Origin of the sequence: Nocardioides ganghwensis (assembly GCF_014779655.1) — a bacterium.
GTDB lineage: Bacteria > Actinomycetota > Actinomycetes > Propionibacteriales > Nocardioidaceae > Nocardioides > Nocardioides ganghwensis.
The window spans coordinates 54,412-67,349 of the sequence record NZ_JACXYX010000009.1 but is presented as its reverse complement, the minus strand read 5'-3'; the positions used below and the strand labels follow the sequence as shown (position 1 = coordinate 67,349).

Genomic DNA, 12,938 nt, shown 5'->3' with positions numbered 1-12,938 from the left:
ACATGGAGCGCACCGACGCGGCCGAGAGCCGTGAGAAGAACGACGGGCTCGACCCGTTCGAGAGGTTCGTCGAGCTGTCGACGAAGGCGATCAGCCGGGCGCCGTTCTTCGCGGTCGTGGTCGCGGTGCTGGTCATCTGGGCGGCGAGCTACCCGCTGTGGGGGTCCACCACCAAGTGGGAGCTGGCGATCCACACCTTCGGCGCGGTGCTGTCCCTGCTGCTGCTCGTGCTGCTCGAGAACGCCGGGCGCCGCAACACCGAGGCGATGCAGGAGAAGCTCAACGTCATCGCCGAGGCCCTCGCCGCGCTGATGGACTCACGCGCCGCCGACGACCCCTCGCTGCGCAAGGCCGCCGACGACCTCCGCGACGCGGTCGGGCTCGAGGAGCGCCACTAGCCCACCAGCAGGCGCAGCGTCTCCTCGCGCGCCGGCGACGTGCGTACGTCCGTCCCCGTCGCCGCGCCCGCCACGGGGTGCACCATCACCTCGTCGACGCCGTACTCCTGGGCGAGCTCCTCGAGGCGCGTACGCGCCTGGGCGGGCGAGCCGACGATCCAGCGCGCGGCCATGGCGTGGCCCAGCGAGCGCTGGTCGGGTGTCATCTCCACTGCTTCGGCCTGCTCGACGAGGCGCTGCGGGTGGAGCGGGGCGCCGGTGCGGAGCGCGATCATCTGCTGCACGTTGGGCAGCGCCCGGCGGTGCGCCTCCTCCTCGGTCTCGGCCACGACGGCGTTGACGGTGAGGAAGGTGCGCGGCTCGGGGTGCTCCGGCGAGGGCCGGTAGGACGAGCGGTAGAGATCCAGGGCGACGCCGGTGCCCTCCCCGGAGAAGTGGTGCGCGAAGACGTACGGCAGACCCTTCTCCGCGGCGAGCCGGGCGGAGTAGTCGGACGAGCCGAGGAGCCACATGTCGGCGACCGACCGGGCCGACGGCGTCGCGCGCAGCGGCTGGCGGCGCGGGCCGATCTGCAGCTCGACCCCCTCGGTGGTCATCAGCGTGCGGACGTCCTCGACGTACTCGGCGAACCTGCTCACCGCCTCGTCCGCGGACTCCGCGCTGCCGCCGCGCAGGACGTACCTGGTCAGCGGGTCGGTGCCGGGGGCGCGGCCGATGCCGAGGTCGATGCGGCCGGGGTGGGCCGCCTCGAGCAGCGCGAACTGCTCGGCCACCACGAGCGGTGCGTGGTTGGGGAGCATCACGCCGCCGGAGCCGACCCGGATGCGCTCGGTCGCCGCGGCCAGCATCGCGATCAGGACCGGCGGGTTGGTGGCCGCGACGGCCGGCATGTTGTGGTGCTCGGCGACCCAGTAGCGGCGGTAGCCGAGCTCGTCGGCGACCTGCGCGAGGCCGCGTGACGCGGCGATCGCGTCGCCGGTGGTCTGGTCGCTGCGGACGGGCACGAGGTCGAGCACGGAGAGGGCGGTCACTGTCTGCCCAGCGCCTCCGGGGGTGCGGATATTCCGATTGACCTCACGTGCACCTGAGGTCCTACCGTCTCGACAGTGAGCACGACCACCACCACCACCACCGAGCCGCGGGAGCGGATCCTCTCCCCCGCCTATGCCGCGACGACGGTCGCGATGTTCGGCCTGATCGCCTTCGTGGCCTTCGAGGCGATGGCCGTCACGACCGTGATGCCGACCGTCGCGCGCGACCTCGGCGGGCTCGAGCTGTACGCCCTCGCGTTCGCCGCGCCGCTCGCGAGCGGGGTCGTCGGGATGGTCGCCGCCGGCATGTGGAGCGACCGCACCGGACCGGTGGTGCCGTTGCTGGCGTCGCTGGCGCTGTTCTCGGCCGGCCTGCTCGTGTGCGGCCTGGCGCCGTCGATGGAGGTCCTGCTCGCCGGCCGGGTGCTGCAGGGGCTCGGGGGCGGCGCGCTCACCGTGGGGCTCTACGTGGTCGTCGGGCTGGTCTTCCCGGCCACGTTGCGACCGGCGGTCTTCGCCTCGTTCGCGGCCGCGTGGGTGCTGCCGGCGCTGTTCGGCCCGGGGCTCGCGGCACTGGTCGCGGACGCCTGGTCCTGGCGCTGGGTCTTCCTCGGCACGGTCGCCTTCGTGGCGGTCGCGCTGCTGCTGCTCGCCCCCGCGCTGCGCGGGCTGGAGCCTCACGCCGAGGGCGTGACCACCCCGTCCGTACGCCTGTGGTGGGCCGGGCTCGGCGCGGTGGCGGTGCTCGTGCTGGAGCTGGCCGGCTCGGCGCGCGGGGTCGCCGCCCTCGGTGCGGTCGCGGCGCTGGCGGGGGTCTGGGTCTCGCTCGGCCGGCTGCTGCCGCCCGGCAGCCGTACGCTCCGCCGCGGGCTGCCCGCGGTGGTCGCCACCCGCGGCCTGCTCGCCGGGACGTTCTTCTGCGCCGAGGCCTACATCGTGTACGTCCTGCAGGACCACTGGGACCTGTCGCCGGGCCGCGCCGGCATCGCGCTGACCTGCGTCGGGCTCGTGTGGGCCGCCTCCAGCCAGGTGCAGTCCCGGCTCGGTGAGCGCGTCTCGCACACGCGCGCCATGGTGGTCGGCACGGGCCTCGTGCTCACCGGCCTGACCGCGCTCGCCGCGTCCGTGCTGGCCCACGACGCCGGCGCGCACCCGTCCGCGCTGCTGCCGGCAGCGGCGTACGTCCTGGCCGGCGCGGGCATGGGATTCGCCTACCCGCGCACCGGGGTGGCGATGCTGGAGGCGTCGACCGACCGCGACCGGGGCTCCAACTCCTCAGCCCTGACGGTGGCCGACTCGCTCGGCGCCGCGCTGGCGCTGTCGGTGGCCGGGGCCGCGTTCGCTGCGGCCGAGCGGCAGGGCCTCGACCCGTTCCTGACGGTCTTCGCCTTCGCGGCCCTCGCGGCGGTGCTCGGGGTGCTGGCGGCGTCGCGGACGCGTACGGCCTGAGTCCGGCCGGCCCCACGGGGGTCGGGGCCGACCGGACGGATCGAGGGAGCCGTCAGGCCCCGGTTCAGGAGGCCTGCTCGAGGGTGGGGTAGTCGGTGTAGCCCTCGGCGCCACCGCCGTAGAAGGTGTCGGGGTTCGGCGCGTTGAGCTCCGCCCCGGCCCGCCAGCGCTCCGCGAGGTCGGGGTTGGCGAGGAACTGCCGACCCACGACGACCGCGTCGGCGAGCCCGGTCTCGAGCAGCTGCTCGACCGACTCGAGCGTGGTGAGGTCGCCGAAGCCGTCGTTGAGGAGCACGACGCCGTCGAAGCGCTCGCGCAGGTCGCGGACCAGCGACTCGAGCGGCTCGAGCGGGCTGGCCAGCAGGCTCAGGTAGGCGAGGCCGAGCGGGGAGACGGCATCGACCACGGCTCGGTAGGTGGCGGTCAGGTCGGCGCCGATCTCCTCGCCGATGCCGTTGAACTGGTGCGCCGGGCTCAGCCGCAGGCCGACCCGCTCCGCGCCGATCGCCTCGGCGACGGCCGTGACGACCTCGATGACGAAGCGCGCGCGGTTCTCCGGCGAGCCGCCGTAGACGTCGTCGCGCAGGTTGACCGTCGGGTCGAGGAACTGGTGGAGCAGGTAGCCGTTGGCCGCGTGCACCTCGACACCGTCGAGGCCGGCCGCGACGGCGTTGCGGGCCGCGGTGACGAAGTCGGCGACCAGGCCGGCGACCTCGTCGCTCTCGGGGGCGCGGGGCACGTCGTGGGGCTTCGGCCCGGATGCGGTCACCATGTCACCCGGGGCCTGCACGGCGCTCGGGGCGACCGTCTCGACGCCGTCCTTGTTGTCGGCGTGGGCGATGCGACCGGCGTGCATGAGCTGCGCGACGATCACGCCGTCGCGGGCGTGCACTGCGTCGGCGACGAGACGCCAACCGGCGACCTGCTCGTCGGTGTAGAGGCCCGGCACGTCCAGGTAGCCCTGGCCGACGTGGCTGGGGGCGGTCCCCTCGGTGACGATCAGCCCGGCGCCGGCTCGCTGCGCGTAGTACTCCGCGTTGAGCTCGGTGGGGGCGTTGCCCTCCCCGGCGCGGTTGCGGGTCAGCGGGGCCATCACGAAGCGCTGCGGGAGCTTCCAGGGGCCGACGGCGAGGGGCTCGAATGCACGGGACATGGAAGGACTGCCTCCAGAAAGGTTGAGGACTGTACGACTCCCTCAGCCAGCCGACGGCCGTCGATGTTCCCCGACGAGATCAGGCTCACACGCCTGCGCGGCCCCGCATCCGTCCGGGAAGCACCACCTGGAAGAGCGGGATCGGGGAGCGCCGGCCTGCCCAGGGCGAGCCAGCACTCCCCGATCCCGGGAGGGCTCAGACGAGCTCCGGCTCCGTCTTCTCCCGCACCTCGTCCTCGGTGACGCCGGGGGCGAGCTCGACCAGCTTGAGCGCGCGGTCACCGAGGGTGCCCGACGGCGCCACCTCACCCGTCGCGGGGTCGATCACGTCGATGACGGCCAGGTCGGTGATGATCCGCTGCACCACGCGCTTGCCGGTGTAGGGCAGGTCGCACTCGTCGAGGATCTTCAGCGACCCGTCCTTGGCGGTGTGCTCCATCAGCACGATCACCCGCTTGGCCCCGTGGACCAGGTCCATCGCGCCGCCCATGCCCTTGACCATCTTTCCGGGGATCATCCAGTTGGCGATGTCACCGACCGCGGAGACCTGCATCGCACCGAGGATCGCGGCGTCGATCTTGCCGCCGCGGATCATCCCGAACGACTGCGCGGAGTCGAAGAACGACGCACCCTTGCGCAGCGTCACCGTCTCCTTGCCCGCGTTGATCAGGTCGGGGTCCTCCTCGCCCTCGAAGGGGTAGGCCCCCACCCCGAGGATGCCGTTCTCCGACTGCAGCACCAGCTCCACGTCGTCGGCGACGTAGTTGGGCACCAGCGTCGGCAACCCGATCCCGAGGTTGACGTACGACCCGTCCTTGAGCTCCGAGGCCGCCCGCGCGGCCATCTCCTCACGCGTCCATGCCATGCCGCTCAGCCTCCCAGTCCGTGCGTCGCCGCGTCGTCAGCGGGAGCAGCACCCGCCCCGTCAGAAGTGGGCCGTGGTCGCGTCGTGACCCGCTCGATCCTCTTGTCCGTGGCCTGCTCCGGGGTCAGCTCCACGACCCGCTGCACGTAGACACCCGGGGTGTGGATGTCGTTGGGGTCGAGCTCGCCGGGTTCGACCAGGTGCTCGACCTCCGCGATCGTCACCCGCCCGCACATCGCGGCGAGCGGGTTGAAGTTGCGCGCGGACTGCCGGTAGATCAGGTTGCCGTGCCGGTCGCCCTTCCAGGCCCGTACGAGCCCGAAGTCGGCCACGATCGCCTCCTCGAGGACGTACTCCCTGTCCCCTTCGGCGGTGGAGAACACCTTGGTCTCCTTCGGCGGCGAGCTCACGACGACGTTGCCCTCGGAGTCGTACTTCCACGGCAGGCCGCCCTCGGCGACCTGGGTGCCGACACCGGTCGCGGTGTAGAAGCCCGGGATCCCCGAGCCGCCCGCGCGCATCCGCTCGGCCAGCGTGCCCTGCGGGGTCAGCTCGACCTCGAGCTCGCCGTGCAGGTACTGCCGCGCGAACTCCTTGTTCTCCCCCACGTAGGAGGAGATCATCCGCCGGATCCGCTTGGCGAACAGCAGCCTGCCCAGCCCCCACTCGTCCACGCCGCAGTTGTTCGACACCGCCTCGAGGTCGGTCGTGCCGGCCTCGAGCAGCGCGTCGATGAGCACCGACGGGATGCCGGAGAGGCCGAAGCCGCCGACCGCGAGGGTCGCACCGTCCGGGATGTCAGCGACCGCCTCGGCCGCGGAAGAGACCACTTTGTCCATGCCCGAGACCCTAGCGGCCATGTGACCGACGCCACCGTGTGGGCAGGGACCACAGTCCGGGGCGTCTGGTGTGTGGATCAGCCGGGCCCGGGGGGAGGCACCCTCCCCGGACCCGGCTGAGTCTCGGTGCCGGCCGTGCTGCGCCGGCAGGTCGCGTCAGCGCTTCGCCAGGCGCTCCCTCACCTGGGCCAGCAGGGCCGCGCGCAGCTCGCCGTCCAGCTTGGTGCGGACCAGCTTGCGCAGCTGCTTCAGCTCCTTCCTCGCCGCCTTGCGGTCGCCGGAGCGCTCGGCCTTGCGGGCGTCCTTGTCGGCCTGGAGCAGCTTGTTGGCGAGCTTCGGCCCGATCTCGTCGCCGGCGGCCAGTGCCTTCACCACCTTGGTGAGCGACTTCCCGGTCGCCTGCACGGTGAAGACCACCGTCTGCGACCTGGTGTTGCCGGCCACGTCCGTCGCGGTGACGGTCAGGACGTGGCGACCGGTGGAGAGCGTCCACATGGACCACTCGCCCGCCTGGACCGCCTCGCCGTCGAGCGTGGCCCGTACGCCGCGGACCCCGGACGTCGCGTCCGTCGCCGTCCACGTCACCGACGCCTGCTGGTGGCTGGGGTAGGTGCGTGCCCGGATCCCGGAGATCGCGACCTCCGGCTCACCGGTGTCGACCGCGATCTCGCGCGACTGCGCCGTCTCGACGTTGCCGGCCTCGTCGACCGACCGCACCTCCAGGACCTGACGGCCCTGCGCGGTGACGGTGAACGGAGCGGTGTACGCCGTCCACGCGCCGCTGCCGAGGCGGTACTCGGTGCGTGCCACCCCGGACCCGGCGTCGGTCGCGCTGAGCGTGACCTTCGGAGCCGAGGTGAACCAGCCGGCGCTGCCGTCGGGCGAGGTCGGGTCGGTCCGCACGGTGGTCACCGGTGCCGTGGTGTCGGCGGGCGGACCGTCGACGGTGACGTCGATGGACCCGGCCTCCTCCATGTTGCCCGCGACGTCGGTCGAGCGGTACCCGACCGTGTGCTCACCGGCTCCGGTCACGACGACCGGGTCGGCGTACACCGTCCAGTCGCCGCCGTCGAGGCGGTACTCCGTGGAGGCCACGCCGGACGTGGCGTCGCTGGCCTCCAGCACGACCCGTACGCCGTCGCCGGCCTTCTCCTGGGTCGCCCCCGTCGCCGGGGTGACCGTGTCGACCGCCACCTCCGAGGCCTGCACGTCCTCCTGGTTGCCCGCCTCGTCGGTCGAGCGGAACTCGACGGTGTGCTCCCCGTCGGGGACCTCCACCGCGGCCTCGTAGGTAGTCCAGGCACCGTCGTTGATCCGGTACTCGGTCGACGCGGCACCCGAGCCGTCGTCCTCCGCGTCCAGGGTGAAGCTCGGTCCGGTGACGTACCAGCCCTCCTCGCCGTCGGCCTCGGCCGGTGACCAGGTGATGGTCGTGGTCGGCGCGTCGGTGTCGGCGGCCTCGACGACGACCTCGATGCTCTTCGTCGCCTCCTCGTTGCCGGCCACGTCGGTCGAGCGGAACTCGACCGTGTGGGTGCCGGGCTCGGTGACGGTGAACGGACCGGTGTAGGCGGTCCACGCACCCTCGTCGACGCGGTACTCGGTGGAGGCCACACCCGACCCGCCGGACTCGTCGGTCGCGGTCAGCGTGACCCGCACGCCGCCCTCGACCACGGCCTGGCCGGCGGTGGTGACCGGCGCGGTCGTGTCGACCGGCGGCTCCTCCCCTCCGTCGAGGTGGAAGTGGTCGAACTCGACCGTGACCGGCTCCTCCTGGTCGGGACCGATCGCCATCAGGCCGATGGAGTTGAGCGGTCCGTCATAGGTGATGCCGTCGCCGACGGGCGTCCAGGAGGCACCCGCGGTCGACTTCACCGCGGCGGTGTACCTCGTGCCGGCCTTGGTCACCTGCACCCACCAGTAGCCGCTCTCGGTGGTGTCGGCGATGTTGACCTGGTCGCCGCCGCTGACGCCGGCGCCCCCCTTCTCCGCGGCCAGCTCGGCACGCAGGTCGAGCGCAGCGCCCGGCGCGTTGTAGGCGACGATGTCGGCCTTGGCGTAGTTGTCGTCATCGCCGTACATCAGCAGCCCGGCCAGCTGCCAGCGGTGCTTGAGCGGGGCCTTGAGCTTGGTCTCGGCCACCCAGTCACCCTCGGGCGCGTCCTGCAGGATGAAGTTGCGCGGCTGGACCGGGTTGTTGCCGTTGATGTCACCCGGCTCCGTCACGATCTTGAGGTGACCGTCCGCCACCGACTCGGTGTTCGAGCTGTAGCGCACCGACTCCGCCCAGCGGCAGCCGTCGAGCGCACTGCCGTCGAACTCGTCGTCGGCCTCGACCGCGGGAGCCGTACGGTCCGGGGTCACCCGGAACCAGTCGACCTGCGCCACGCGCGGCGTGGTGCCGAGGTCACCGGCCGCCATCAGCCCGATCCGTGCAGCCGACCCGGTCTTGAGGTCGAGCGTGCCGGTCAGCGCGGTCCAGGCGGCCCCGTCGGCGGAGTACGCCCCGCTGAGCTTGCCCGCGACGTTGGTGAGCCGCAGGTGGATCGTGCTCGGGAAGTCCGCCGCCACGACGGGCGCGGCGGGCGTGGTGCGCGAGCCGTTGGTCTCCGACTGGAACTCCACGAGCCGGGTCCCGTTCTGGTGCCGCACGAACGCGAGCTTGTTGTACTCGTCGTCCGACTGGTGCACGACCAGGCCGGCCCACTGCCAGTGGGAGCTGTGCTCCAGCGTGATCTTCGTGGTCGCGGTCCAGTCACCGGCGGGCACCGGCTGCCCGGCGAAGCTCACCGGTCCGGGGCTCGCCTCGTTGATGTCACCGGTCGTGACGGGCAGGCGGAGCGAGCCGCCGGCCTGCGTGATCGGTGCACCGGGGGCGTTGCGCATCGCCCACTTGGGCAGCAGCGCCGGGGAGTCGAACTCGTCGGAGACGGGTCCGGTGACGCAGCTGAGCGGCTCGCTCGGGGTCTCCGGCTCGGGCTCCGGCTCCTGCGGGTCGCTGTCGATCGCGAACTGCGAGAAGTCGGCCGTCCGGACGCCTGACTCGTGGGCCATGATGAACATGCCGACGTCCTGCGTGCTGGCGATGCCGGCCAGGGTGACGGCCGCGCCGACCTGGGTCCACGACGTTCCGTTGTTGGACCAGTACGCCGACACCTCGTTGCCGCGGCGGCTGAGCTTCAGCCACTTGGGCACCGTGCTGGTGCCGCCGGCGACGGACGCGTTGAGCTGGCCGTTGCCGTCGGGGTCGGTGAGGAACTCCATCCCGTTGGCGCGGCGCCACGCGAGCATGGCGTAGCCGGGCGAGGTGCCGGGCTGCGTCATGTCGTTGCGGATGATGAGACCGGCCTTGCCGGAGTTGTTGAGGAGCGTGCTGGCGTCGACCCGCACGATGGCGTCGTACTCCTCGTCACCGCCTCCCGGCTTGAACAGCGTCGTGTACTGGTCCGTCCCCTGCCAGGCGTTGGCGCCGGCACCGGAGATCCGGAACGCACCCGCGGCGAGGCGCTCGAACTCGCCGTTGACGTTGCTGAAGGGGACCAGGTCGCCGAAGAGCTCGCCCACCTGCACCTGCACGAGCCGTGACGTGGTGGCGTTCCCCTCGTCGTCGGTCGCCCTCGCAGTCAGCTCGTAGAGCCCCTCCTCGGCCGGAGCGGTCCACGTCGCGGCGTACGGCGCGGTGTCGTCCTCGCCGATCTTGGTGTCACCGGCGAAGAACTCGACCTTCGTGACCGAGCCGTCGGCGTCGGACGCGTCGGCGGCCACGGCCACCTCGGCGCCGGGGTCGAGCTTGTCACCGTCGACCGGCTCGGTGATGGAGACGACCGGCTTGGCGGTGGGCGAGATGCCCTGGCCGACGGCCTCGAAGAAGTTGAGCTTGATGTCGCCCGCCCCGGTGAAGACCAGGTGGAGGTCCATCGACTCGTCGCCGAGACCGCTGACGTCGACCGCGACGTCACGGAACTGCTGGCCGGTGGCCGGGACCTCCGCGGTCCCCACGACCTCACCGGTCGGGCTGCCCTTGCGCAGCTCGATGGTGCCGCCGGCGGCCGCCGCCTGGACGCGCAGGTGGAAGGCGTCGATCCGGTGGAAGCTCACCGGCTCGAAGCTCACCCACGCGCCGCCCTTGCCGACCACGACCTGGCCGCCGCCGGCCGGGTCGCGTCCGGGCGCCACGGTGGCGGTGTCCGACTTGGCGTCGAACCACTCGGCCTGCCGCAGCTTGGGGAAGATCACCGACGTGTCGGAGCCCAGGAGCGGGTTCTCCCCGTCGGCACCTCCGGTGTCGGTGTAGCGGGCGTCGATGGCGTAGAAGATGTTCTCGTCCGCCGCGTGGCCGCCCACGCTGGTCTCGGTGCTGCCGGTCAGGCCGCGGGAGGCGACCAGCGGGTGCGCGTGGTCGTCGTGGCCGAGGGCAGGCTGCACCTCGACGGCCTGCGGGTCGATCGACTCCTCCTCCGGGTCGGTCACTTGGACCTGCCAGCTGATCTCGTCGCCGAAGTCGAAGAACGAGCCGTCCGGCGGGGTCTCGAGCTCGACCACCGGGCGCGTGTTGCCGACCGTGATCGGCGCCGTCGTCGTACCGGTCTTGCCGGCCGGGTCGGTGACGGTCAGGCGGGCGTCGAAGACCCCCTCGGAGGTGTAGGTGTGGGAGGCCGTCGCACCGGTGGCGTCGGTGGTGCCGTCGCCGTCGAAGTCCCACTCGTAGGTGAGCGCCTCGTCCTCGGGGTCGGTCGAGCCGCTGCCGTCGAAGGTCACCTCGAGCGGAGCCTGGCCGGAGTCGGGTGCGGCGTCGACGCGGGCGACCGGGGATCGGGAGCCGCTGATGTAGTCGATGCGGTAGAGGCCGGACGTGGGGTTGTCACGTCCGTATCCGCCGCCCCAGTCGAGGACGTACATCGAGCCGTCGGGGCCGAACTTGGAGTCGATCGGAGCCAGGAACGGCACGTCGGGCAGGAACGGGTTGACCTTCTCCACCTGGGAGCCCTGCGCGGCGGCAGGGTTCTTCAGCTGGATGTTGTACATCTTGTTGCGGGCCCAGTCGTAGAAGAACGGCTTGCCGTCGAACGACTCGGGGAACTTGGTGTCGGACTCCAGGTTCTCGTCGTAGCGGTAGATCGGTCCGCCCATCGGGGCCAGGCCGCCACCCTGCGGGATCGCGCCCACCGAGGACCGGCGGTAGCCGTAGTACATGTCCGCGGCGCGGGCCGGGGGCAGGTTGGTCAGGCCGGTGTTGCGCACCGAGTCGTTGACCGGGTTGGCGCAGTCGAAGAAGTCGCCCACGACCGGCGGGTTGAGCGGCGTGGTGCTGCCGTAGTCGACGTCGCGGAACGGCTCGCCGTTGGGGTACTGGCCGTTGTGGTTGCCGCCCATGCACAGCGGCCAGCCGTAGTTGCCGGCGCTCTTGATGAGGTTCCACTCGGCGATGCCCGCGGGGCCGCGGGTCGCGGGGGCGTCGGTGCCGTTGTCGGGCGAGTAGTCGGCCATGCTCAGCCAGCCGGTCTCACTGTCGACGGAGAAGCGGAACGGGTTGCGGAAGCCCATCGCGTAGATCTCGGGGAGCGTCTTGTCGCGGCCGACGTCCTCGGACTCGGGGAACAGGTTGCCCTCGGGGATGGTGTAGCTCGAGCCGACACCGGGCTCGCCCGGCTCGTCGAGCGGGGTGATCCGCAGGATCTTGCCGCGCAGGTCGTTGGTGTTGGCCGAGGTCTCGCGGGCGTCGTGGAACGTGCCGGCGCGCTCGGACAGCGGGGCGTACCCGCCGGACGGCTCGGAGTGCGGGTTGACGTCGTCACCGACGCCGATGAAGAGCGTGCCGTCGTCGTCGATGTCGAGGCCGCCACCGGTGTGGCCGGGCTCGTCGGGCAGGCGCCGCGCGGGGATGCGGATGATCACTTTCTCCGAGGCGGGGTCGACCGACCCGTTCTCGAAGGTGAAGCGGGAGACGGTCGACCAGAAGTTGTCCGGGGAGGAGTCGTCGGGCGAGGCCGCCGAGCGGTAGAGGAAGATGTGGCCGTTGGTCGCGAAGTCCGGGTCGAGCGCGACTCCGAGGAGGCCGTCCTCACCACCGGAGTAGACCGGCAGCGACAGCACGGTCGTGACCGCCTGGCTGACCGGGTCGTACATGCGCAGCTGGCCGCGGACGAGCTCGGTGTAGAAGACCTTGCCGTCGTCGGCGACGTCGATGGCGAAGGGCGCCGAGGTGTTCTGGTCGAGCGGGATGCGCTCGTAGTTGCTCCACACGGTGCCGCCGCAGTCGCCCTCGTCGAGGCCCGCGACGTACTTCACGCCGCCGATGATCATGTCCATGAACTCGGGCTCGTCGTAGTTCTTGGGGAAGTGGCCCAGCGCGGTGCTCCAGAAGCGACCGCCGTCGTAGGGCTTGCACCAGGTGATCGGGTGGTCGTAGCCCTGGGCGTTGGAGCCGGGGTTGTAGGTCGACTCGTCCATCGTCTGCAGCACGTGGGCCTCGCCGCGGACGTTGCGGTTGAAGTTGTACCACTCGTCGTTGCGCATCCACCGCGTCACCTTGGCGGTGCCCTGGAAGTGCTCGGTGGAGGGGTGGGTGACGTCCTCGTTGCGCACCACCGCGGGGATGTCCTGTGCGGAGTGACCGGGCATCAGCGCGCCGATCATGCCGTCCCACCACGGGTAGTTGCCTCGCATGTCGGTGGCGTTGTGGATCGCCGCGATGCCGCCGCCGGCCTGCATCCACCGCTCCATGGCGGCCTTCTCCGCCGCGGTCCACGGGTCGCCGTTGATCTGGAAGGCGATCATCGCGTCGAACTGCGCGAGGTTCTCGTCGGTGAAGACCGAGGAGTCGGAGGAGACCGTGACGGTCATCCCCTCCGCCTCCAGCGCCGCCTTGATCTTGGGCGTGCCGTAGGCGATCGCCTCGTCGTGCCACGGACCGGCGGGCGCCTCGTTGAAGAGCAGGACGTGGCCGTGGCCCTCGTGCGCCTGCGCAGGAGCGGCGACGACGGCGCCGAGCAGCACGCTGCCGACGAGAGCCAGTACGGCGAGCAGGGCGGTGCCGGCGCGCGAGCGCCGGCCGGTTGATCCTCGCGGGATCGATCGCGGGGTGGTGGACATCCCAGGGCCTCCAGGGTGCAGACGGGTGGCAGGCGGCGAGTGAGGTCGCGCTGTGACATGGGTCACGAGTGGTGTGGCGACGCTCGCAGACTTTTGTGCGTTGGTCAAGCA

7 protein-coding genes are annotated in these 12,938 nt (G+C 71.7%); 2 read left to right on the top strand and 5 right to left on the bottom strand.

Going from position 1 to position 12,938, the window contains the following annotated elements; all coding sequences use genetic code 11:
* Window positions 1-2: 2 nt before the first annotated feature.
* The gene (locus tag IEZ24_RS12285) at window positions 3-398 is read left to right on the top strand and encodes a low affinity iron permease family protein (protein WP_129454144.1); all 396 of its coding nucleotides are present in this window, start codon (window positions 3-5) and stop codon (window positions 396-398) included.
* Here IEZ24_RS12285 and IEZ24_RS12280 read toward each other — a convergent pair.
* Window positions 395-1,429 carry an LLM class flavin-dependent oxidoreductase gene (locus IEZ24_RS12280; RefSeq protein ID WP_129454143.1) on the bottom strand — a complete coding sequence of 345 codons (1,035 nt, stop codon included), beginning with the start codon at window positions 1,427-1,429 and terminating at the stop codon, window positions 395-397. The genes IEZ24_RS12285 and IEZ24_RS12280 overlap by 4 nt on opposite strands.
* A 75-nt stretch (window positions 1,430-1,504) precedes the next feature.
* Between IEZ24_RS12280 and IEZ24_RS12275 the strand changes: the two genes are divergently transcribed.
* Window positions 1,505-2,878, top strand: a complete 1,374-nt coding sequence (locus IEZ24_RS12275) for an MFS transporter (protein ID WP_129454142.1) — start codon at window positions 1,505-1,507, stop codon at window positions 2,876-2,878.
* Between the two features lie 64 nt (window positions 2,879-2,942).
* Here IEZ24_RS12275 and IEZ24_RS12270 read toward each other — a convergent pair whose 3' ends face one another.
* The 4 genes from IEZ24_RS12270 to IEZ24_RS12255 form a co-directional block, all read right to left on the bottom strand.
* The gene (locus IEZ24_RS12270) at window positions 2,943-4,031 is read right to left on the bottom strand and encodes an alkene reductase (protein ID WP_129454141.1); all 1,089 of its coding nucleotides are present in this window, start codon (window positions 4,029-4,031) and stop codon (window positions 2,943-2,945) included.
* 196 nt (window positions 4,032-4,227) lie between these two features.
* Window positions 4,228-4,896, bottom strand: a complete 669-nt coding sequence (locus tag IEZ24_RS12265; RefSeq protein WP_129454140.1) for a 3-oxoacid CoA-transferase subunit B — start codon at window positions 4,894-4,896, stop codon at window positions 4,228-4,230.
* A 5-nt stretch (window positions 4,897-4,901) separates the two neighbouring features.
* Window positions 4,902-5,735 carry a CoA transferase subunit A gene (locus IEZ24_RS12260; RefSeq protein WP_129454139.1) on the bottom strand — a complete coding sequence of 278 codons (834 nt, stop codon included), beginning with the start codon at window positions 5,733-5,735 and terminating at the stop codon, window positions 4,902-4,904.
* Between the two features lie 156 nt (window positions 5,736-5,891).
* On the bottom strand, window positions 5,892-12,827 hold the full coding sequence (locus IEZ24_RS12255) for an OmpL47-type beta-barrel domain-containing protein (RefSeq protein ID WP_165356018.1): 6,936 nt from the start codon (window positions 12,825-12,827) through the stop codon (window positions 5,892-5,894).
* Window positions 12,828-12,938 lie beyond the last annotated feature (111 nt).

Bases quoted from the DNA above. Each gene is read 5' to 3' on its own strand.
- IEZ24_RS12285 (WP_129454144.1), top strand. From the start codon at position 3: ATGGAGCGCACCGACGCGGCCGAGAGCCGTGAGAAGAACGACGGGCTC.
- IEZ24_RS12270 (WP_129454141.1), bottom strand. From the start codon at position 4,031: ATGTCCCGTGCATTCGAGCCCCTCGCCGTCGGCCCCTGGAAGCTCCCG.
- IEZ24_RS12265 (WP_129454140.1), bottom strand. From the start codon at position 4,896: ATGGCATGGACGCGTGAGGAGATGGCCGCGCGGGCGGCCTCGGAGCTC.
- IEZ24_RS12260 (WP_129454139.1), bottom strand. From the start codon at position 5,735: ATGGACAAAGTGGTCTCTTCCGCGGCCGAGGCGGTCGCTGACATCCCG.
- IEZ24_RS12255 (WP_165356018.1), bottom strand. From the start codon at position 12,827: ATGTCCACCACCCCGCGATCGATCCCGCGAGGATCAACCGGCCGGCGC.